Below are 21,648 nucleotides of genomic sequence, written 5' to 3' on the forward strand. Positions count from 1 at the left end.
GCCGGGGTGCGTCAGGGGCGGACGTGGGGATCGGTCCGCCCATACCACGCCGCCCAGTCCCGCCGGTCATAGGGATCGTGCCGCCAGTGCCGCCTCAGCCGCTCGGCCACGAACGGCTCGCCGACGCTCCACTGCTCCACCGTCACCCTCAGCGCCCCCTCGGTCACGACCGACAGCGACAGGGGCGGCTTGCCGCACGCGCCGCAACGGAACCGCCCCGTCAGCCACAGCTCCCCGATCGAGACGTTGCGCCGGACCTCGGGCAGGTCGACGCAGGCCTTCCGCGCCCGCCTCCGGCACCGCTCGCACCACAGCACCAGCGTCATCCGCTTGAGCCTCGCCCCCTGCAGCGTCACCAGCCGCGCGGGCGCCGGCGCCCCATGCTGTCCCTGGATCAGCACGGCCTACAGCCACCCACAGGGATTGTCCGGCCGGGGCCGCCCCCGCACCCAGCTCACAGACGGCGCCCGTGCTCCGCAGCGACAGACGAAGCGGCGCGTGACCTTCGCCCCCGGCCGCCGCTCCGCGGACCCCTCCACCCCGTGCGCGAACACGACGCTAGGCTCGACCAGAGCCTCCCGCCCGCAGGCGGGCCTCAGACATCGGACATGCAGCCGCAGGGGCGGCCCGGGATCGTGTGGCATGGCCGGACCCTAGATCGGGCCGCCGACCCGCGCACGGATTTTGTTCCTGTTCTGTTCCATCACTTGTGGATGGCGACCGTCAGTTTGCGGGCGCCAGGACCGGTGCCCCGTCCGACGGCGGTTTGCGCTCCAGATCGGCGATCAGGGCGTCCATCTGCGCGATCTCGCGCCTCTGGGTCGCCGCGATGCCGTCGGCCAGCTCCCGCACGCGCGGATCGCGGATGCGGGCGCGCTCGCTGGTCATGATGGCGATGGAGTGATGCGGGATCATCGCCTTCACATAGCTGACGTCGTCCACCGTCCTCTGGCTGCGGACCAGGGCTAGGCTCCCGGCGAAGACCAGGGCGGCGCCCGCCAGGATCATCAGGTTCAGCCGCCGGTCCCGGTACATGCCCCACATGAAGCCCAGCATGACGACGGCCATCGCCGCCCCCATCACCAGGGCCATCCACATCCGAGTCTGGCTGAACCGCACATGCTCCAGCGCATAGGTGATCAGATACATCAGCCCGAACATGATGACGGTCGAGGCGGCGATCATGACCGCGAAGCGGCGATAGCTCATTCCAGCCGCCTTCACCGCCCGCATGACGGCCAGCAGCCAGCGGGAGGCCCGAGACTTCGTAAACCAGAGCAGGCTGTCGACTATAGTCCGTCGAATGTCAGTCGCGGACGATTAAAGATAGCCCGTGGTTGATTCGGCAGACCTACTCAATGGGGCTATCTCCGAGCTCGTTCGAGAGCACCGTTTGGCTCGTGGCTTCAGCCAAGAGCACCTCGCGTCTCTATGTGGACTTGATCGGACCTACATCTCCTCAATTGAGCGCAAGCGAAGCAACGTCTCCATTGAGGCGCTGGCAAAGATTGCCGATGCCCTCGGCGTCAATCCTAGCGAGCTTTTGATTGAACTCACTGCTTTGATAGAAAGATGAAGGTGTGACTTATTCGTTCGAGCGAAAAGGATACCTGGTCAACACAAAACGAGGACAGCTTCGCATCGCTCGAGATTTCTCAATGTCGCCCGATTTCGTCTGGGATGCCGTACAAATGTCCCATCGCTTGATCGATCAGATCGTAGCATTCGACATTGATCTTTTTCCATTGCTGGGGATGCGCAACCTTAGCGCCTTCATCGGCGAACTTTTCGCCGCATCAGTTATCAAAGTAACGGGCGATACCTTCCTCAAGAATCCCCATCAGGACGGTTATCCTGATCTCCTGCTGATGGATGGTCCGGGACAAAAGCATTTCAACACGCTAACCAACCGCCTGAGAGACAAAGCTCCATTCAGCCCGTTTTCTACCGGTGGCGTTGAAATCAAGGCGACTTGTGGATCTGTCCCCACACCCGCCGCGCTGATGAAGCGCGGTTTGACTAAACCTGATATTGGCCAGCAGAGAGTAAAAATGTTGGTTGGATATGATTGGAAAGCTCACCATCAAGACACAAACAACTTGATGTCTTTATTTTGGGATTTCATCGACGGTGCCCCGCGAATCGTCGCCGTCTTTTACTGCGAAAGCCTGACGCGTGACGACTGGGGCAAGATTGTTCAGCCCAAGGAGGGCGGGGGCCGGACAACTTCTGTTTCTATCATGACGCGTGCGGGAGTGCGGAAGATGTTCGATAATTGGGTGATCATGCTAGACGACGCGGAATACAAAGCCTTCTTTGAGAAGCGAAACGCATCAAAATTCGTCTAAGCCGCAGCGCGCATCGTATCCATCTGCACAACACGCAGAATGTGACTAAAGATAACCTCTAGTCCAAGCGGGGGTATACTTTCGCCTATGACTTCACGGATCAACTTGTCGGAAACACGACCACCATCCGACCGTCGCCATACATAATGATCTTGATCGATAGTATGGATCAGGCAGGCCTCATGCAGCGACAAGACTCGGTGCTGCGTTGGGTGCAACTTCTGGTCGCTACAAGCATACGACAGATTTCTCGTCAGGGCGCTGGCGGGAAGGTCCCCCCGCATTCGCTTGTAAGCTGAGGTGAAACCGGACATCAGCCGATGCTCGCCGCCTCTCACGACCCACGGACGAGGAAGCAGCGTCCCGCATTTCCCACATCGTACGGGCGTAGTTTTGCTGGCCTGATTGATCCCCTCTTTGCTGCGAAGGTTGCCATGCGTGGGGTTACCGTCGTAACCGCATTCTGGGTTGACGCATTGGTTGTCAAAAGCGCCTCCACCGGGAGGTGTGTTCGAAACCCAAAAATATTTGCTCTCATCCAACAAAGGCACGCGATGCAGGGGGATGTCTGAGACGGCGGTCTCCGGCTTGCCAGCGTCCAGCGCAGGCAGGTGACCAATCGTCTGCTCGACTGTAATCCAGGGTTTTTCAAGCAAGCTGGGGCGCCTAGCGTGGCTTGGTTCGGGAAGCCAGCGGTTGGCTAGAAGAGCGGCTTGAACATTCAATACGCGCGAGAAGAGGGTGATCAGGCGTTGCCGTCTTTGAGGTACGCCATAGTCCGCGAACTCGACGACGGCCGAACGACCCAGATATCCAAGTGGCGCGAGAGTTTCCTCGATCAACTCAAGCAGCCCAATGTAGCGGCCATCGGCTGAGCGAACGATCGTTTGCTCCATCTCCGGAACATTTTCCACCACCAGAACCTTGGGCAGAAGGGCAACGACGACGTCGAGCATTGGCAGAACTAGCTGATTTCGGACATCAAGCTCGGGTTTCAGTCCAGCACGAACGCCCTGAAGCAACTTGCCGCGCCCATTCTTCGACATCCCCTGACACGGTGGCGTGGCAAACACGATGTCGAGCTCCCGCCCATTGAGCCGGTCGGTCGTCGTTGAGACGATTTGGTCTCTGACCTTCCAGATATCGCCCTTTATGAGCGTCGCCGCCGGAAAGTTCGTCTCAAAAAGCGCCGCGCGTTCGCTCAGGATTTCATTGGCAACAATGGTCTGTGCACCGGCGGCGTGAAGCGCGATATCGCCGATTCCCCCAGAGCAAAACAGGCTTACGGCGGTCAGCGATTCGGTCATCGCTGTAGAATATATCCTGCAACGCGAGTGTCAACGGATACTCTACCGCCCCTTCCTAAACCGCTCCTGCGCCTCCGCCTGAGCCTCCTTCCGCCACCGCTTCGGCGCTGACGCATCCACGTCCTGCCCATCCCCGGTCAGCACCTCGTTGGCAAACTCCAGGTCGAGCAGTTTCAGCCGTTTGATCTCGTCGCGGAGGCGACCGGCTTCCTCGAACTCGAGGTTGGAGGCGGCCTCGCGCATCTTGGCCTCCATGTCGCGCAGGGCGGCCTGGAAATTGTTGCCGATGAAGGGGCGGCTCTCTTCCTTGACGCCCGTGGGGATCAGGACGCGGTCCTTCTCGTAGGGGCTGTCGAGGATTTCCTTGATGTCGCGCTTCACGCTCTCGGGCGTGATGCCGTGTTCGGCGTTGTACGCCTCCTGCCGTTCGCGGCGTCGGTTGGTCTCGGCGATGGCGCGCTCCATCGAGCCGGTCATGCGGTCGGCGTAGAGGATGACGCGGCCGTCGACGTTGCGGGCCGCGCGGCCGATGGTCTGGATCAGCGAGGTCTCGGAGCGCAGGAAGCCCTCCTTGTCCGCATCGAGGATGGCGACCAGGCCGCACTCGGGGATGTCCAGACCCTCGCGCAGCAGGTTGATGCCGATCAGGACGTCGAACGTGCCCAGGCGCAGGTCGCGGATGATCTCGATCCGCTCCATGGTGTCGACGTCGGAGTGCATGTAGCGGACGCGGACGCCCTGTTCGTGCATGTATTCGGTCAGGTCCTCGGCCATCTTCTTGGTCAGGACGGTGACCAGCGAACGGTAGCCGTTGCGGGCCGTCTGTTTGACCTCGTCGATGACGTCGTCGACCTGGTTGCGGGTCGTGCCGCTAACGGGGCGGATCTCGACCGGGGGGTCGATCAGGCCGGTCGGGCGGATGACCTGTTCGACGAAGACGCCGCCCGCCTGTTCCATCTCCCAGGTCTGGGGCGTGGCCGAGACGTGGATGGTCTGGGGCCGCATCGCCTCCCATTCGTCGAACTTGAGCGGGCGGTTGTCGATGCAGGACGGCAGGCGGAAGCCGTATTCCGCCAGGGTCGACTTGCGGCGGTAGTCGCCCCGGAACATGCCGTTGATCTGGCCGATGGTGACGTGGCTCTCGTCCACGAACAGCAGGGCGTTGTCGGGGATGTATTCGAAGAAGGTCGGCGGCGGCTCGCCCGGCGCGCGGCCGGTCAGCCAGCGGGAATAGTTCTCGATCCCGGCGCAGGAGCCGGTCGCCTCCATCATCTCCAGGTCGAAGCGGACGCGTTGCTCCAGCCGCTGGGCCTCCAGCAGCTTGCCGTTCTCGACCATCCAGTCGAGCGTCTCCTTGAGCTCGGCGCGGATGCCGTGGAGGGCCTGGTTCAGCGTCGGCCGGGGCGTGACGTAGTGGGAGGCGGCGTAGACGGTGATCTCCTTCAGATCGTTCGTCTTCTTGCCGGTGAGGGGGTCGAACTCCTGGATGGACTCGATCTCGTCGCCGAACAGGCTGACGCGCCAGGCCCGGTCCTCTTGGTGCACGGGGAAGATTTCGACCGTGTCGCCGCGCTTCCGGAACATGCCCCGCTCGAACGCCGCATCGTTCCGCTTGTACTGCAGCGCGATCAGATCGGCCCTGAGTTTGCCCTCATCGATCTGGTCCCCGACCTTCAGGTCGAAGGTCATCGCCGTATAGGTCTCCACCGACCCGATGCCGTAGATGCAGCTGACCGACGCGATCACGATCACATCGTCCCGCTCCAGAATCGACCGCGTCGCCGAATGCCGCATCCGGTCGATCTGCTCGTTTATGCTGGAGTCCTTCTCTATATATGTATCAGTTCTAGGAACGTATGCTTCAGGCTGGTAGTAATCATAGTAGCTTACGAAGTATTCGACCGCATTATCGGGAAAGAACGATTTAAATTCGGAGTATAGTTGCGCCGCTAGTGTTTTGTTTGGGGCAAGTATAAGTGCGGGCCGCTGGGTCTGTTCGATGACCTTGGCCATGGTGAAGGTCTTGCCCGAGCCGGTGACGCCCAGCAGAACCTGGTCCCTGTCGCCGGCCTCGGCCTGGGCGACCAGTTCGGCGATGGCGGCGGGCTGGTCGCCGGCGGGGGTGTAGCTGGTCTCCAGCCGGAACTTGCCGCTCTTCTTCTTGCCGTCGTGCGACGGGCGGTGCGGGACCCAGTCGTCGGGCTTGCCGGGGGCCTCCTCAGGCGTCAGGCGCGGGCCGGTGACGGGGGCGAACATGGGCATGTTCGCCATGGCCTTGGGCAGGGGGGCGTTATCGTCGCGCAGGAAGGCGGACGGGGCCTCCGCCACCCCCTGGTTGGGAATGTGGACCGGCTTCTTGATGACGGGGGCCGAGCCCTTCGGCGTGGAGGAACGGTTCATGAACGGAAGATAGGTCGCGCGCGGCGGGGACGCCAGATCAACGCGCGGCCGGGCGGGTGCGGATGCTGACAGCAGGGTGGCGGGAAGTCTGTCCCTAGGCGGCCTTCTTGACAGCGTGAGCGGGCGACGCGGGCCGGCGCTGGATCTGCTCCTCGTTCGCCTGAACCCGATTCAGCGCGATCAAGGCGGCCAGGATTTCGGCGTCACTCTGGGCAGGAGGCCAGCCATAGGCCTGGGCTGCGAGCCGGTCGATCGTGTCGTGGAGATGGCGTAACCGCAGGAGATGCGCGCGTCGAGCCGTATCGTTCTGCTCGGCGGTGAAAACCCGGCCGCTCCGCTGCGCCCCCAGGAGATTGTAGAGCCCGGTCAGCGTCAGGGTCGGGTTCTCCTCCAGGGCGCGTCGCCGGTACTCCTCCAACCTCTCGCCCGCGTCCCGAAGCGCGGCTCGCGTCGGCTCGTCAGGCGCGGGGAACGGGAAGGGGTCGAAGCAGGCGGTCTTGGTGTAGCGCGGGCGATCTTCCAGCCGGCCGCCACGCGCTGCGGACCAGACGGCATGGGGTCTGCTGGAGAGAAGGGCGAGCGTCGCGGCATCCTCGTCCGCTATGCAGATCAAGGTGTTGTCCGGCGCGATGTCGGCGTCCAGGAACCGGAACGTGCGATGCTTGGCCGTCTCCGAGGTGACGATATAGCGGGACAGGCCTTTGAGCGCGGCTCTGAGTTCCGGGCGGGGCTTTCCGAACAGCCACCAGCGATCTGCGTAGGCTCGGGCGTCCGCTGTCGGGGAAGCGTCGCGCTGTGTGAGACGCGCCTCCAGGACGGTGCTCGCGAGATGTTCGTAAATTTCCGGGAACCGCTCAGCCACCTCGTCGAGTTCGAGCCCGTGCAGGTCGATGACCCAGGCATCGCGCGAACGACCATTCAGGTCGCGACCGCTGCGATAGCGGCGCAGTTGGTCGGAGAGTTTCGGTCGTCTTCCCTGACCCAAAGCCTCCTTCTGCGCCTCCGTGATCACGAAGCCCGAGCCGTGTAGTTTCATGCCCGGGAAGCAGCGTCCCTTGTTTCCGCGAAGAGGAGCGGCCTCGGCGCAACCTTCGTTCAGGGTCAAATCGGCGCCGATCCGACCCTGGGTCGAAACGGTGGTCACGATGGGCGTATCGGTTTCGAGATCGGCTTCGCTCGCCACGGTCGTCAGCACGCCATCCTTGCGACCCGACTCGGCGACCGTGACGGCGATGCGCACCGCCGCGCTGTCTCGGGTCGCCCTCGTCCACGGGTGGTCCGGTATGGCGTGCACGAGGCTGATCGGTCGATCGCCGATCAGCCGTCTTTCCACTGTGCGCCGCTGAAAGATCTGGCCGATCGAGTTGGTGGTGACGAAGCCAAACCGCTTCAGACGGGTCCGTGGCCGGGCCAGGATTTCGGCGGCGCGATCCCACCAGTACATGACCAGATCGGCGCTCCGGTCGATGTGTGGGTTCACCGACCAGAGTGCGTCAGCATATCCGGGGTCGAGTCGCGAGCGGAGCTCCTTGCCGCCCATGAAGGGCGGATTGCTTATGATGAAGTCCGCCTTGGGCCAATCCGGTCGGTGGGGATTGGGCCAGTGAAAATCGGCTCCGTTCGCCGTGCGTCCGAACCGGGCGACGGGCGCGCCATCCCAGCCCAGGACAGCGTCCTGATGAAGAATATTGGCTCGTGACGCTAGCGCCCTGTCATTGGGAGGGTCGTCTCGGAGCCTGTAATGCTGCTGCAGCCAGCCGATCCAAAGCATCAGCTTCGCGATGCCGACGGCCTGTGGGTTCTTGTCCAGGCCAAAAAACTGCCGGGGATCGACCGAGATCGCGGTGTCTGCAATGGGCGCGCCGAGTTGGCCCAGGGTCTCAGCGACCTCGGCCTCCAACCGCTTCATGCGCTCGAGGCAGACATAGAGGAAGTTGCCCGTTCCACACGCCGGGTCCAGTACGCGGATCCGGCACAATTTCGAGTGAAAGGTCCTGGCCATGCGGATGGCCTTGTCGCGGTCGGTGTCACGCGCGGCGTCGATCCTGGTCCTGACCGCTTCCCACGACTCCCAAAGCGGCTCCATGACCGTCTTCTCGACCACAGTCTCGACATAACGTCGCGGTGTGTAGTGTGCGCCCAGTCGCCGGCGCTCATCCGGGCTGAGCGCCTGTTCCAGAAGCGACCCGAAAATCGCCGGCTCTACCTGGCTCCACTTGGCCTTCGCTGCCTTGATCAAAAGTCGCAACTCGCTTGCTTCCAGCGGCAAGGCTTCTCGAAACTCCTGCGCGCCGCCGTCGATGTGCGGGAGAGGATGCGTGAATGATCCCGCGTGCCTCTGCCAAGGTTCACTCATGTCGAGCCGCTTCCAGAGGTCCGTCAGCATGGACGGAAACCGCCTCGGCGAATGGACGCTGTCTTCGAGAAGTTCGATGAGGTCGCTCTTGGATATGAGGCCCACATCGGCGGCGAACATCGTGAAAATGCAGCGAAGGATGAACTGGGCGGCCTCTTCGGGAGAATGACCATCGCCCTCTAGGCGACGTGAGATTTCCGACAGGTCTTTGGCGATGATCCGCGTGACCCGAGCGGCCTCCCGGCTTGGATCAAGCGTCCGGGGTCTGGTCCAGATGGCGTGAAGACGCGCCTGGATATCGGCGCCCGCCAGGTCCTCGTGAGCGAAGCGATAATGCTCGCGGTCTGGAAACGGGGCGTAACCCCGGCCGGTGCCCGAGAAATCCGCCCAGACCTCGAAACCATGGGCGAGGTCGCAGATCAGAAGGAAGGGCGGGGCGGCGTGCTCCGGGGGCAACTGGAAGACGTAGCCTTGCGCCTGCTTGCGCGCCGCCAGCATGTCGGCTTCCCAGCCGCGCTGGATGACCGCCGCGGGTCCGGTAGAGTCTTCGGCGCGTCGCCTGAAAAGATCGAGCGCCCTCCGGTGGTCTCCCGTCGCCTTCGCTTCCAGGATGAAGCAATCGCGTTTGTAGAGATCGATGCGCTTGGTCTGGCCCGGCCCATCGAATGCCGACCGAACGGTGTGCTCGAACCCGAAGTCTTCGGCTTGTGCCCCGCGCAGGGGCGGACGCGGAGCGTCGACGCCGAGGAAACCCATCAGGTCTTTCAGGTACGACTGCGCATGGCTCTGCTCGGTTACACCCCTACGCGCGCTCCACTCACCCACGAAGTCGGTCATCCGATTTCCCCGTAAAGATGTATATTGGGAATTCAAACACAACCCAAGGGTGTTGCCAAGCCGACTTTCGCAAGGGTCGACCAGGGTTGCGATGATTGCTCGGGAGGGGTCGGTTAGGATCGGGCGGAGAAACCCCGGCGATTCGGCGATGAACCCCAAGCGCGCGCAGTTTGTGATGGTCTTGACGGCGGCTCTGCTCGCTGTCCCCGCCTGCGGCCGCCTGATCCCCAACACCGCGCCGCCGCCCGGCTATACGCCCTACTATCCGACGCCCGCGCCCCAGCCTCGGCCACCTGCGCCGGGCCCCAGCGCCTATGTCGCCCCCGGCTCGGGCGTGATCGACCAACGTATCGACAGCGGGACGCTCGGCCGTGTTCAGCGGGCCACGCGGACGCTGGCGCAGTGCGAGGCGGAGCTGGCGTCGGCGCGGGTGACGTTTTCGCCGACGCCGGACCGGGTGAACTCGGCGACCTGCGGGTTGACGGCGGCGGGAGTGCTGGGGCCGGATATGGGAACCGTGGCGCGGATGGCGCCGGGCGATGTGACCATGACCTGCGCGCTCGCGGCGGCGGTCAGCGTTTGGCGACGGCAGTCGGTCGAGCCGGCGGCGCGTGAGCTGCTGGGGTCGGACGTGGTCCAGATCGATCACATGGGGGTCTATGCCTGCCGGGCGGTGAACAACGGACGGCCGAACATCCGGCCCAGCGCCCACTCACGCGCGGCGGCGCTGGATTTCTCGGGCGTGAGGCTGCGGGACGGGCGGCGGATCACGGTCGCCGGCGACTGGAACGACGGCGGGCCGGAGGCGGCGTTCCTGCGGCGGATTCGCGACGACGCCTGCAAGATCTTCGGCACGACCCTGAGCCCCGACTACAACGCCCAGCATCACGACCACCTGCATCTGGAGGCGGAGAGCGGGCGGCTGTGTCGCTAGCCTCCTGACAAGAAAAACCCCGCCCGGCGGGGCCGGACGGGGCTGATCGATCTCGGCTGTCGAACCTCTAGCGGCGAATGCGCGCCTGCACTTCAAGTTCGCCGATACGGCGCTCCAGGTAGGCGGTGTCGTCGCTGGACGGGCGGGTTCGCGAATAGGCGGCTTCCAGTCGCGTGAGGTCCTCGAACTGGACGCGGATCGCATCTTGCTGGCCGCGCGGCAGAGAATAAAGGGCGCGCTCAATCGCGGTCAGTCGATCACGGGGCGTCTGCTGCCACCCGCCGTTGGCGCCGCCGGTCGGCCCACCCGGCACCCGGGCGTCGATGGCGTCGAGACGGGCCTCGATGTCCTGGCGCTCGCGGGCGCTGAGTCCGTCGCGCTGGAACTGGGCCTCGGCCGTCACGATAGCGGCGTAGTCCGAGCGAAGGCGGGTGGCCTCCGTGCGGGTCAGGGTGCGGGCGTTAACAGCGGCGGTGACGCGAGCCTCGAAGTCCGCGCGGCCGTCGGCGGCGGACTGGTAGCCGCCGATGTCGTCGCCGTATCCGCCGTCGTTCAGCGCCGAGGTCAGGGCGTTGTAGCGGTTGGTCAGCTCCGACCGCTCCTGCGTCGTGAACCGGCCGTCCTGGGCGTACTGGGCTTCCAGCCGGACCAGGGCGTCATAGTCGGTGCGGATACGGTCCGCCGAATAGGACGACAGGGCGCCTGAGCGGACCTGGGCGTCAAGGCGGCCATTGAAGGTCGTCTGCTGTGCGCCGAGAGCCCGGCGGCCGCGGGCCCATTCTGCGTCCAGCGAGCCCATGGTCTGGCCGCCGAACAGATTCTGCAGAATCTGGCCGAAGACCTCCTGGCCGGTCGGCTGCTGGTTGTAGGTCGAGCTGGAGCTGGACTGGCCGTAGGGCGTCTGGGCCGAGGCCAAGGGGGCCATCGAGAGCACGACGGCGCCGGCCGCGAGGGCCGTGAAGGTCTTGAGAGATGTCATGGGAAGTTCTCCGGCGTTGTTCGCCCTGTCGGGGTCCAGAGAACGGAGTGCGGCCGCGATGGTTGCCGTCAGGGCCGCGAGGGAAACTCCGGTTACCGGCTGTGCTCGAAGTGCGGGCTTCGGTGAGCCGCCCGTGCTAAGTTCGATGGATGACCGATCAGCCCGATCCGACCGAAGCGCCCGCGACCCAAGGTCCGGCCGGAGAAACCCCCGCCCAGAAGGCGTTGCGGCTAAAGAATGCGAAGCTGGACGCGCGGCCCAAGCCGCCGCGCGGCGGCCGCTTTCAGCGCGAGCAGGCGGCCGGGATCGCGGCCGGCGCCAACCGGCCCTGGACACACAAATAGGCCGTTCGCGGCTGCGATGGCGCGGTCTGTTTCCCGCCAGACTTCTGCGGGCTGCGAGGGCGGGCGGACGCGCGGCGTGTCGTCAGGCGAGGAGCTGAAGCGGAGGGTGGCGCGACAATATACTGGCGTGGCTCTGCCAAGGGGACTGCTGATCTGACCGCTTGACGTCGTGTAACCTATAGGTGATATGTAACCCCAAGGTGACATGAACCGGAGGCGGAGATGACGGCCATGGACGACAGGGAACTGCAGAAGGAAGCGCGGGCGCGGCGGCGGAAATTCGTCGGGTCGTTGTCTCTGGCAGGGCTGGGCGCCCTGATGGCCGGCGTCGGTTTCGCCATCGGATCGGCGCGGACGGGCGATGAGGCGACCGGCTGGGGCGTTCTGGCCGGGATCGGCGCGGGGCTGGTCTTCGCCGGCGCCTTGATGGCCTTCTTCACGCGGCCGGGCGCGAACGGATGGCGGACGGAGACCGAGCTCCTGAAGCGCGATCGGCTCCAGGCCCAGCGCGCGAACCAGCTGTGGCTTTTCCCGATCGTGACGCTGATCTTCCTGATCCAGTCGACGCTCGCGGTTCAGGACATCCTGGCCGGAGAGGGCTCGTTCGGCGACTACGCCGGCGCCGCCCTGCCGGTCATCTACGCCTGGGTGGTGGCCTCGATCACCATGGGCTGGGATCATCAGACCCGGACCAACAAGCGGTTTCTTGAAGATGAACTGACGAGCGTCCTGCGGGCGCGGGCCGTCGGTGCGGCCTTCATCGTCCTGATGCTGGGAGCCACCGTCGCTTTCGGCCTGGGCCTGTGGCGAACCGAGCTGGGCATCGCGGCCATGCCGTTCGTTCTGGCCATCGCCGGGGCGACGGCGGGCATCCGGTTCGCCTGGCTGGACCGGGAGTACGGCAAGGATGGGTGACGCCCGACTGGGCTCTCGCCTGAAAGAGGTGCGCACCGCCGCCGGTCTGACCCAGGCCGAGCTGGCGGAGCGCGCCGGCGTGTCGCGTAAGACGATCAACACAGTGGAGAATGGGGTCTTCATTCCCTCGACGCTGTTGGCGCTGATGCTCGCGCGAGCTCTGGGCACGACGGTGGAGGCGTTGTTCCACCTCGTCGACTGACCAATCCAGCACGATGAAAGGCCGGGGAGGGCGCCTCTCCGGCCTTTTGCTTGACTCCCTCACACAGTATGTCGCATACACTGTGTGTCACACACTATGTGACGTGAGGGGCGAAACCGTGACGGTCGACGTCGAACTGTTCGAGAGCATGCGGCTGGAGCTGCGGCGCGGATCGCTGGTGCTGGCGGTGCTCGCCTGTCTGCGGACCGAACGCTACGGCTACACCCTGCGTCAGGCCCTGGCGGCCGACGGGCTGGAGATTGAGGAATCGACCCTCTATCCGCTGCTCCGCCGATTGGAGTCGCAGGGCCTTCTCCTCAGCGAATGGCGCGAGGAAGAGAAGCGCAAGAAGCGCTTCTATGTCCTGTCGCCGATGGGCGTCGCGATGCTGGACCAGCTGGCCGGCGAATGGCGGGGCATCAACGCCTCGCTCGACAAGATTCTCTAACATTTCGAGTTGAGGGGCATGACCATGGATATGGTGGAACGCTATCTGGAGGCCGTCGCGGCCCAGCTGTCGGCGGACGAGCGCGAGGACATCGTCGCCGAACTGCGCGACCTGATCCTGTCGCGGTTAGAGGCGAAGGAGGAGACGCTGGGCCGGTCGCTGACAGACGACGAGCGGGAGGCGATCCTGCGCGAGATGGGGCATCCGCTGGTGGTCGCGGCCCGATATCGCAAGGGCCCAGACAGCCTGATCGGGCCGGAGCTATTTCCCTACTGGCTCTATGGGGTGAAGGCGGGGCTGCTGGTCCTGCTGGCCGTTCACGCCCTTGGCCTGTTCGTGACTTTGATCAGCGGGTCCCACGATGGGGGGCGTGCGATCGGCCCGGCCTTCCACGGCTTCTTCGGCGCGGGGCTGACCCTGATCGGGGCGCTGACGCTGGCGGGCGCCCTCATGGAGCACTACGAGATCAAGCCGAAATGGATGACGCAGTGGAGGGTGAAGGACCTGTCCGCCTTCCAGCTTTCAGACCCGAGCCAGTGGGGCGCCGCGGCGGGAGCTGCGACCCCGCGCCGCGACAAATGGACGCCCCGTCCGGCGCGCGGGTCCAATGCGATGGCGGAGGCGGCCTTCTCTTTCCTGGCGCTCGGCATGTTCGTCCTGTGGTGGGTCGGCCTCGTGCATTTCCCGGGGCTGGCGGCGATGCGGATCGACGGCGAAGTGGCGATGGTCGCGGCCGCGCCGGTTTGGGCGACCCTGTTCACCCCGATCCTGGTCTATGCGATCGCGCAGATGGGCGTGGACCTGTTCACCCTGACCCAGCCTCGCGCCCAGAGAATCCGGGCCATTCTGCAGATCCTGATGGCCGGCGTCGGTCTGTGGCTGACCTGGATGATCTTCCAGGCGGGCCACTGGTTCACCCTGAGCGTCGGCGCGGAACAGGCGCGGATCGCGGGCGACTGGGTCATGCTGGACGTCGGTCGGCTGCGGGCGCTGGGCGATGGGCCGCGCGATCTGATTGGGGTGGCCTCGACGATGTCGCTGATCTTCAGCTGGTTCCTGATGATCCAAGCGGTCACCCTGGTCTGGAAGATCGCCGCCAACCTCTGGCGCGTCGTGCAGCCGGGCGTTGCGTCAAACGACGGTCGGTGAGAGGTTGGCGGTCCAACAGGCGCTGGAGGCCGGAATGCTTCGGACCGCACTCATCATCACCGCGCTTCTGGCCGCCGCGCCTGCCTTGGCGCAGACGACTCGCTCTCCGTCGGGGACGGGCCAACGCGCAGACCCTTCGCGCGAAGTCATCTGCCGCAATCAGGCGGTGACCGGCAGCCGCTTCACCCACCGCCGCTGCCGGACACGCGAGCAGGAGGCCATCGCTCAGCGTGAGGCCCAGCGCTTCGTCAGCGATTCCACCCGCAGCGGCCCCTCTGTCGAGGAGCTGGTCAACCCGATGGAACGCTCCTGGGTCCCTCAGTAAGTCGGAGGTCGGTATGTTCTGGACTGGATTGATCGTCGCGGCCCTCGTGGTCGGCCAGACCACGCCGGCGACGCCGCAGACGGCGCCGACGAGCGACGTCGCCCCTGTGACCGTAGAAGGCGCGCGGCTCGAGAGCGGAGCCAACACCCGGGCCAGCGACCCGCAGCAGGAAGTCATCTGCCGCGACCAGCCGGTGACGGGCAGCCGCTTCAACCGTCGTCGATGCCGGACGCGCCAGCAGGCCAATATACAGGCGGCCGAGGCGCGCAGCGCGGTCGCAGCCATGCAGGGCAGCGGCCCGTCCACCGACGCGGCCCTCGGCGGCCTGAGGCCGATCGGGCCGTAGAGCCTCCACACGCCAATGTCCGAAAACCGCGAGACTTCCCGGCCGGGAAGGCTCATCTTAGCGGCATGGAAACGACGGCGAACACCCTCGATCAGGAGGCCTGCTACCGGGCCGTTCTGACGCGCGACGCCCGGTTCGACGGGCGGTTCTTCGGCTGCGTGAAGACGACGGGCATCTACTGCCGCCCGATCTGTCCGGCGCGGACGCCCAGGCGCGACAACATGATCTTCGTCATCACGGCGGCGGCGGCGCAAGACGCGGGTTTCCGCGCCTGTCTGCGCTGCCGGCCCGAGACGGCCCCCGATATGGGGGCTTGGCGCGGCACCTCCAACACCGTCAGCCGGGCCCTGGCCCTGATCGAAACGGGCGCTCTGGACGAGGGCGACGTCGACGCCCTGGCCGGACGGCTGGGGGTCGGCGAGCGCCAGCTGCGGCGGCTGTTCAAACAGCATCTGGGCGCGGCCCCGGTCAGCGTGGCCCAGACGCGGCGTGTGCTGCTTGCCAAGGCCCTGATCCACGAGACCGACCTGTCGATGGCCCAGGTGGCCCATGCCTCGGGCTTCGGCTCGGTGCGGCGCTTCAACGAGACCTTCCAGGCCCTGTATCGCCGCGCGCCGTCGGAGCTGCGTCGCAGGGCCGAGCGGGCTCCGGGCGAGGGGGTGAAGCTCAGCATGCCCTATCGTCCGCCCTATGACTGGGAGGCGATGTTCGCGGCCCTGATCGCGCGGGGGGATCGGGTCGAGGATCGGGTCTGGTCGCGCGACCTGACCAAGGCCGTGGACGGCGCCGACGGCTTCGTGACGGCGACGCCGGGCAAGCCCGGGCGGCTGGAGGTCTGCGTCGAGGCTTCGGACCTGAAGGCTCTGCCGGGCGTGCTGGCGCGGGTGCGGCGGGTGTTCGACCTGTCGGCGGATCCCGACGCCATCGGTCGCGACCTGTCGGCCGATCCCGTGCTCAAGCCTATGGTCGAGGCGCGGCCGGGTCTGCGTCTGCCGGGCGACTGGATCGACGCGGGAGAGGATGCGCCCAGCGACCGACTGAACGATGCGACGCTCGCGCGCCGGGCGGAGCGGTGGCGGCCCTGGCGGGCCTATGGCGTGCTGCACCTGCGGATCGCGGGGCTGACGGCGGCCGATCTGATGGAGAAGGACGATGCGAAACGTGCAGCCTGAGCCTGAGACCTTGACGCTCGACCGGATCGCGACCCCGGTCGGCGAGGTTCTTCTGGTCACGGACAAGGACGGCGCCGTCCGGGCGCTGGACTTCTCCGACTACGAGGCGCGCATGATGCGACTGCTGGGTCGCCACGCACCGGATGCGCAACTGGTCTCGGGCCGCGCGCCTGAACCGGTTAGGAAAGCGGTCGAGGCCTATTTCGCGGGCGACGCGAAGGCTCTCGATGGTGTCATCGTGAAGACCAATGGCACGGCGTTCCAGAAGTCTGTCTGGGCGGCGCTTCGCGCCATTCCGGCCGGCGAGACGCGCAGCTATGGCCAGCTTGCGGCGGCGGTGGGATCGCCGAAGGCGGTGCGGGCGACGGGTCTGGCGAACGGCCAGAACCCCATCGCGGTCATCGTGCCCTGCCACCGGGTCATCGGCGCGAACGGGACGCTGACTGGCTATGCGGGTGGGCTGGAGCGCAAGAAGTGGCTGCTGGAGCACGAAGGCGCAGCAGTGTGATCGGCCGGACCCTCGCCCCCGTCGGGGTCGCGCTGGCTCTTGCGGGTTGCACGTGGCCGGAGGACCGGATCGCGGACCGCATCGAAAACCTGCTCATGACGCCGGCCTCCCCGGAGGTCCCCGCCATCACGACCTGGCCGCCGGACGCCGCGCCCCTCGCGACCTACGTTCGTTTCTACCAGCCGGCCGGGGGCTACGATGATCCGACCCTGCCGCTGACCACGATCGCGGGACCGATGCCGGACTGGCCCGATGAGTCCACACGCCGGGTGGTGGTCGCCGTCTATGTGCGGGAGAACGGCTACGGATCCGAAGGACGGCCGGCAGGACGCGTCCACGTCAAGGCGGGCGAACTGCCAGCGATTTTCCATGGCGGATGCGAGGTCGTGAACGTCATCTACGACCCGAAGGCGGACGCGATCCTCGGGGTTTGGTGCAATTACGACGACACGGTTCGGCCTCCGCTTGAGGCCTGACATTCGCGGTTTCGTCCGTTTCGTCATGACGCGGAGTAGCATGACGAAACATGACCAAACGGGACGAAGCAGCTAGTCGGCGATGTAAAATCAAAGACTTCTGGGCGAATGGAGTGTCCGGCGACGAAAGTCGGGGTGGTTCTGGCGAAAATGTCAAAGACCTGAGCGGGAGGTGGGGAGCGCCTCCGGCGAACACAAGACTTTAATAAGAAAATATTCTTACTCGCCACTTTTCTCCGTGCACTCCAGTGAAGGCTGGGGTCCAGATCACGAAACTCAGGCGGCCTGGTTCTCGCACCGGCCTTCTGGTCTGACCGCCGGTGTCTTCCATCTGCATCCCAGCCTCCGCTGGGGTGCACGGTGGCGAGGATCAGGCCGCCTGAGCGTCGTCGGCGGCGTCATCAGGCGCACGCGCCTCCAGCGCCGCGCCGATGGCCGCGAACAGGCTGGCGGTGGTGACGGGCTTGGCCAGGTGGCCGTCGGCGCCGGCGATGCGGCCGGCCTCGACGTGTTCGGCCATGGCGTTGGCTGTCAGCATCAGCAGGGGCGTGCGCCCAAGGCCGCGTTCGGTCTCCAGCGCACGGATGGCGGCGGTGGCGGTCAGGCCGTCCATGACCGGCATCTGCATGTCCATCAGCACCAGGTCGAAGTGTCCAGCGGCATAGGCGTCCAGCGCCTCCTGCCCGTTCTCGACAGCGGTCAGGTTCGCGCCGGTCGGGGCCAGAAGGACCTCGATGACCTTGCGGTTGGCGGGGTGGTCGTCGGCCAGGAGGATGCAGAGCCCGTCCGGCGCGCAGTCCGAGGTCTGGGCTTCGGCCTCCTCGACGGCGGCGGCGGGCGGCAGGGGCAGTTCGAACCAGAACCGAGAGCCCTCGCCCGGCGTGCTTTCGCAGTCCAGCTCGCCCCCCATCAGCTCGGCCAGATCACGCGAGATGGCAAGACCCAGGCCCGTGCCGCCGAAGCGCCGGGTAATGGAGCCGTCGGCCTGCTGGAAGCGGGTGAAGATGCGCGCCTTCTGGGCCGCGTCGAAGCCGACGCCGGTGTCGATGACGGTGAAGCGCACCCGGTCTTGGGTGGTCGGCTCGACGCGCAGGGTCACGGCGCCGGCGCTGGTGAATTTCAGGGCGTTGGAGACGAGGTTGGCCAGGATCTGGCGCACGCGGACGACGTCGCCCACGACCATCCGCTCCAGCGTCGGGTCCAGCTCTACGACCAGGGCGACCGGGCCGCCCTCGACCTTGGAGCCCCACAGGGCGGCGATGTCCTTGACCGCATGGCCTAGCGCGAAAGGCGCGGCCTCGACCGTGACCTGGCCGGCCTCGATCTTGGCGCTGTCCAGGATGTCGGACAGAAGCCGTTCCAGGGTGACGCCGGACGAGCGGATGATCTCGACCATCTCGTACTCGGCCGCGCCCAGCGATCGGCGCGACAGGGCGTCGGCCATGGCCACCACCCCGTTGAGGGGCGTGCGGATTTCGTGGCTCATATTGGCCAGGAACTCGGACTTGGACCGGTTGGCGTCCTCGGCGCGTCGGCGCGCGAGTTTCAGGTGGCCGGTCATGCTGAACTGGCGGAACAACAGGCCGGCCACAAGCAACAGAACCACGATGCCGATACCCACGACCCAGCGCTGACCCTCGATCATCTCGGCCTGGAGAAGGGTGTTGGCGCGGGCGGTCTCCAGCTGCCGCCGGCGCTCGCCGAGCTGAGCCTGCATCTCCGCAGTGACCTGGCCGATGCCGTCGCTGAATTGACGGGACTGCGCCAGCGTCTCTTCCTCGGCATGTCGCCGCAGAAGCGCAAAGGCCTCCGCAGGGCGACCCTGGGCGTTGAGGAGTTCGGCCTCTGCGTGAAGGACCTGGGAGATCGCCTCTTCCCGGAAGTCGCCGGCGGCTTCGCGACGGTGGATTTCCTCGACATCCCTGCGCGCTCCGCTCACGTCCCCGACACGCGCCCGCGCCATGGCGCGCAGAGGCAGGATATGCGGCGCCAGGAACTTGGCCGCGCCGAGGGTCTCGCCATAGGGGGCGACGCAGTCGAGCACGCGATGTGGATCGTTCGCCCCCTGAGCCACCATCGCGCACAGATTGGCGTCATAGACGGCCAGACTTTCCATCCGCGTCCGCAGTGTCAGCCGGTGGTGAACGGCGAACAGCCGCTCGGCCAGAGGCTGGTCGCCGACCTGAACCGCCAGTCGCGTCAGATTGTAGACGGCGTCGAAATCCGGCCGGGGATAGGCGGGGTTCGAATAGTCGAGCTCGAATCTGCCGAAGGCGTCGGTCGCGCCGCGGATGTCGTTGAGCTTCATCAGGCCGACGCCGATCACCTCCCACAGGCCCGCGCGCGTCGTGTCGGCGTAGGGGTCGTTCTCGGGCGCCAGGGCCAGGGCGTCGTTAAGCAGGGCCAGCGCCTCGCCTAGCCGGTCGGCGTCCATCAGGCTGATGGCGTAGACGCGGGTGGCGTGGGCTTTCACGAACCAGTCCGGCTCGGTCTCGGCGATGCGCTGCATTTCCCGGGCGGCGGCGTCTTCACCCTGATCGTAGCGGATGGTCAGGGCGTTGACGTGGGCGATCTTCGTATAGCGCGTGTCGGCCAGACGGCCGGCGGCCGCGGCCAGACGCAGGTTCCAGCCCTGGGCGCTCTCGAAATCGCCCTGGTTCAGGGTGGTCCAGACGACGTGATAGAGCCGGTTCAGCCCCTCGCGGTCGTTCATCCGTTCGGCGTTTCGTCCGAAGGCCTCGAGCTGGTCGAAGGTGGTGGCGCCCGCCCGATGCTCGACCGCCAGGGCCAGGGCGACGGGATCCTGATGGCCCGCCTCCCGGGCGAACGCCAGGGACGGGACGGCCGTCAGCACGGCGAGGCCGAGCAGCGAAGCTTGCACGCAGGAGGTCACGCGACGGAAGATCACACGCCATCCTAGACGCCCGAATGTTTCGCAAGCTTTAGCGGTGGAAGAGAATCGTTACGCGCCGTCGAGGAACAGCCGGCTGGCCGGATTGTCGGTCTCGTCGACGTAAGGATAGCCGAGGGTGGCGAGGGCGGCGGCGAGCGCGGTCTGCTCCGGGGGCGGGACCGAGATGCCGGCCAGCACCCGCCCGACGTCATCGCCATGGTTGCGATAGTGGAACAGGGTGAGGGCCCAGGCGGGCTTCAGGCTGTTGAGGAACCTCAGGAAAGCGCCGGGACGCTCCGGGAACTCGAACCTCAGGATCCGTTCGTGCGGCAAGCCCGTCGTGCGGCCGCCGACCATGTAACGGACGTGCAGCTTGGCCGTCTCGTTGTCGCTCATGTCTTCGACCGCATAGCCGTCGGCGCGCAGGGCGGCGATCAGGTCGTCCTTTTCATGTACGCCCTGTTTGATGGCGACGCCGACGAAGATGTGGGCCGTGCCCTCCCCGGACCAGCGGTAGTTGAACTCGGTCACCGAGCGGCCGTCCAGCGCGTTGAGGAAGCGGCTGTAGACGGCGCGGTCGTCGGCCATGGCCACGGCCAGCAGGGCCTCGGTCCCCTCGCCGATCTCGGCCCGTTCGGCGATGTGGCGCAGCCGGTCGAAATTGACGTTGGAGCCGGAGTTGACGGCGATCAGGGCGCCGGCCTCGGCGGTCCCCGGACGGACGGAGGCCCAGGCCTTGAGGCCGGCGAGGGCGAGGGCGCCCGACGGTTCGGCCACCGCGCGGCTGTCGTCGAAGATGTCCTTGACGGCGGCGCAGATGGCGTCGTTGTCGACGGTGACGATCTCGTCCAGCAGGTCCTTGCACAGGCGAAAGGTCTCGGTCCCCGCCCGGCGCACGGCGACGCCGTCGCAGAACAGTCCGACCTGATCGAGCGTGACCACCTCGCCCGCCTCGACGGCGGCCTTCATAGAGGCGGCGTCGACGGGTTCGACTCCGATAACCTTCGTGTGGGGACGCAGGAACTTCACGATGGCCGCGACGCCCGCCGCCAGACCGCCGCCGCCGACGGGGACGAAGACGGCGGCGATGGGCTCGGAATGCTGGCGTGTGATTTCCAGCCCGACCGTGCCCTGGCCCGCGATGACGTCGGGATCGTCGAAGGGGTGGATGAAGACCGCGCCGGTGTCCGCCGCGCGGCGGGTCGCTTCGGCGAAGGCCTCGTCGAAGGCGTCGCCATGCAGGACGACGGTCCCGCCGAGCGCGCGGACGGCCTCCACCTTGATGGGCGGGGTGGTGACCGGCATGACGATGGTCGAGATCGCGCCGCGCTTTCGAGCCGAATAGGCGACGCCCTGGGCATGGTTGCCGGCGGAGGCGCAGATGACGCCACGCGCCAGCTGGTCTGGCGTGAGCGAGGCGATCTTGTTGTAGGCCCCCCGGATCTTGAAGGAGAAGATCGGCTGCAGGTCCTCGCGCTTCTGCAGCACGGGACGGCCCATGCGCGCAGTGAGCCGGGGCAGGGGGTCCAGCGGGGTCTCGATCGCCACGTCATAGACGCGAGCGGTCAGGATGCGGCGGAGAGTTTCTTGCATGAAAAGGCGGTAGACAGGCAGATTGGGGAGGATGTGACCTCATCTATAGGCGCCCGCGCAAAAAAGTCCCGCGAACTTTGCAGCCTTTGGCGCGTCGCCACCTTGCTCCAGTGCGA

At 66.0% G+C, this 21,648-nt stretch carries 21 protein-coding genes; 13 read left to right on the forward strand and 8 right to left on the reverse strand.

What is annotated here, in order from left to right; all coding sequences use genetic code 11:
- Window positions 1–11 precede the first annotated feature (11 nt).
- Both O5O43_RS01120 and O5O43_RS01125 read right to left on the reverse strand, forming a co-directional pair.
- Window positions 12–401 (reverse strand): hypothetical protein, encoded by a 390-nt coding sequence (locus tag O5O43_RS01120; RefSeq protein ID WP_271085089.1) that lies wholly within the window; start codon window positions 399–401, stop codon window positions 12–14.
- Window positions 402–723: 322 nt separating this feature from the next.
- Window positions 724–1,209 carry a DUF305 domain-containing protein gene (locus O5O43_RS01125; RefSeq protein WP_271085090.1) on the reverse strand — a complete coding sequence of 162 codons (486 nt, stop codon included), beginning with the start codon at window positions 1,207–1,209 and terminating at the stop codon, window positions 724–726.
- A 124-nt stretch (window positions 1,210–1,333) separates the two neighbouring features.
- Between O5O43_RS01125 and O5O43_RS01130 the strand changes: the two genes are divergently transcribed.
- Window positions 1,334–1,576, forward strand: coding sequence for a helix-turn-helix transcriptional regulator (locus O5O43_RS01130; protein WP_271085091.1), 243 nt, complete (start codon window positions 1,334–1,336; stop codon window positions 1,574–1,576).
- Between the two features lie 4 nt (window positions 1,577–1,580).
- Complete coding sequence (locus O5O43_RS01135) at window positions 1,581–2,348, forward strand: hypothetical protein (RefSeq protein ID WP_271085092.1); 768 nt, start codon at window positions 1,581–1,583, stop codon at window positions 2,346–2,348.
- On the opposite strand, the gene O5O43_RS01140 is transcribed toward O5O43_RS01135, so the two are convergent.
- From O5O43_RS01140 to O5O43_RS01150, 3 genes are all read right to left on the reverse strand, one after another.
- On the reverse strand, window positions 2,345–3,655 hold the full coding sequence (locus tag O5O43_RS01140; RefSeq protein WP_271085093.1) for a DNA cytosine methyltransferase: 1,311 nt from the start codon (window positions 3,653–3,655) through the stop codon (window positions 2,345–2,347). The two genes, O5O43_RS01135 and O5O43_RS01140, sit on opposite strands and share 4 nt — an antisense overlap.
- 42 nt (window positions 3,656–3,697) lie before the next feature.
- Window positions 3,698–6,055, reverse strand: coding sequence for an excinuclease ABC subunit UvrB (gene uvrB, locus O5O43_RS01145; RefSeq protein ID WP_271085094.1), 2,358 nt, complete (start codon window positions 6,053–6,055; stop codon window positions 3,698–3,700).
- A gap of 94 nt (window positions 6,056–6,149) precedes the next feature.
- Window positions 6,150–9,248, reverse strand: a complete 3,099-nt coding sequence (locus O5O43_RS01150) for a DNA methyltransferase (RefSeq protein ID WP_271085095.1) — start codon at window positions 9,246–9,248, stop codon at window positions 6,150–6,152.
- A 148-nt stretch (window positions 9,249–9,396) separates the two neighbouring features.
- Between O5O43_RS01150 and O5O43_RS01155 the strand changes: the two genes are divergently transcribed.
- Window positions 9,397–10,182 carry an extensin family protein gene (locus tag O5O43_RS01155; RefSeq protein ID WP_271085096.1) on the forward strand — a complete coding sequence of 262 codons (786 nt, stop codon included), beginning with the start codon at window positions 9,397–9,399 and terminating at the stop codon, window positions 10,180–10,182.
- A gap of 67 nt (window positions 10,183–10,249) precedes the next feature.
- On the opposite strand, the gene O5O43_RS01160 is transcribed toward O5O43_RS01155, so the two are convergent.
- Complete coding sequence (locus tag O5O43_RS01160; RefSeq protein ID WP_271085097.1) at window positions 10,250–11,161, reverse strand: hypothetical protein; 912 nt, start codon at window positions 11,159–11,161, stop codon at window positions 10,250–10,252.
- A 149-nt stretch (window positions 11,162–11,310) separates the two neighbouring features.
- On the opposite strand from O5O43_RS01160, the gene O5O43_RS01165 reads away from it, so the two are divergent.
- The 10 genes from O5O43_RS01165 to O5O43_RS01210 all read left to right on the forward strand — a co-directional run bounded on the left by O5O43_RS01165 (window position 11,311) and on the right by O5O43_RS01210 (window position 17,046).
- On the forward strand, window positions 11,311–11,505 hold the full coding sequence (locus tag O5O43_RS01165) for a hypothetical protein (protein ID WP_271085098.1): 195 nt from the start codon (window positions 11,311–11,313) through the stop codon (window positions 11,503–11,505).
- A gap of 231 nt (window positions 11,506–11,736) precedes the next feature.
- A complete protein-coding gene (locus tag O5O43_RS01170; RefSeq protein WP_271085099.1) occupies window positions 11,737–12,420 on the forward strand; it encodes a hypothetical protein in 684 nt (227 codons plus the stop codon).
- A complete protein-coding gene (locus O5O43_RS01175) occupies window positions 12,413–12,622 on the forward strand; it encodes a helix-turn-helix domain-containing protein (protein ID WP_271085100.1) in 210 nt (69 codons plus the stop codon). Before O5O43_RS01170 ends, O5O43_RS01175 begins: the two co-directional genes overlap by 8 nt.
- Window positions 12,623–12,740: 118 nt before the next feature.
- Window positions 12,741–13,070, forward strand: a complete 330-nt coding sequence (locus tag O5O43_RS01180) for a helix-turn-helix transcriptional regulator (RefSeq protein WP_271085101.1) — start codon at window positions 12,741–12,743, stop codon at window positions 13,068–13,070.
- 18 nt (window positions 13,071–13,088) lie between these two features.
- Window positions 13,089–14,219, forward strand: a complete 1,131-nt coding sequence (locus O5O43_RS01185) for a hypothetical protein (protein WP_271085102.1) — start codon at window positions 13,089–13,091, stop codon at window positions 14,217–14,219.
- A gap of 34 nt (window positions 14,220–14,253) precedes the next feature.
- On the forward strand, window positions 14,254–14,544 hold the full coding sequence (locus O5O43_RS01190; protein WP_271085103.1) for a hypothetical protein: 291 nt from the start codon (window positions 14,254–14,256) through the stop codon (window positions 14,542–14,544).
- A 13-nt stretch (window positions 14,545–14,557) separates the two neighbouring features.
- Window positions 14,558–14,890 carry a hypothetical protein gene (locus O5O43_RS01195; RefSeq protein ID WP_271085104.1) on the forward strand — a complete coding sequence of 111 codons (333 nt, stop codon included), beginning with the start codon at window positions 14,558–14,560 and terminating at the stop codon, window positions 14,888–14,890.
- Between the two features lie 65 nt (window positions 14,891–14,955).
- Window positions 14,956–16,062 (forward strand): Ada metal-binding domain-containing protein, encoded by a 1,107-nt coding sequence (locus O5O43_RS01200; protein ID WP_271085105.1) that lies wholly within the window; start codon window positions 14,956–14,958, stop codon window positions 16,060–16,062.
- Window positions 16,043–16,570 (forward strand): methylated-DNA--[protein]-cysteine S-methyltransferase, encoded by a 528-nt coding sequence (locus O5O43_RS01205; RefSeq protein ID WP_271085106.1) that lies wholly within the window; start codon window positions 16,043–16,045, stop codon window positions 16,568–16,570. Before O5O43_RS01200 ends, O5O43_RS01205 begins: the two co-directional genes overlap by 20 nt.
- A complete protein-coding gene (locus O5O43_RS01210) occupies window positions 16,567–17,046 on the forward strand; it encodes a hypothetical protein (protein WP_271085107.1) in 480 nt (159 codons plus the stop codon). Before O5O43_RS01205 ends, O5O43_RS01210 begins: the two co-directional genes overlap by 4 nt.
- 370 nt (window positions 17,047–17,416) lie before the next feature.
- Here O5O43_RS01210 and O5O43_RS01215 read toward each other — a convergent pair whose 3' ends face one another.
- Window positions 17,417–19,927, reverse strand: coding sequence for an ATP-binding protein (locus tag O5O43_RS01215; protein WP_271085108.1), 2,511 nt, complete (start codon window positions 19,925–19,927; stop codon window positions 17,417–17,419).
- 81 nt (window positions 19,928–20,008) lie between these two features.
- Window positions 20,009–21,532 (reverse strand): threonine ammonia-lyase, biosynthetic, encoded by a 1,524-nt coding sequence (gene ilvA / locus O5O43_RS01220; protein WP_271085109.1) that lies wholly within the window; start codon window positions 21,530–21,532, stop codon window positions 20,009–20,011.
- Between the last annotated feature and the right edge of the window lie 116 nt (window positions 21,533–21,648).

This window comes from Brevundimonas sp. NIBR11 (genome assembly GCF_027912535.1).
In the GTDB taxonomy this organism is placed as follows: domain Bacteria; phylum Pseudomonadota; class Alphaproteobacteria; order Caulobacterales; family Caulobacteraceae; genus Brevundimonas.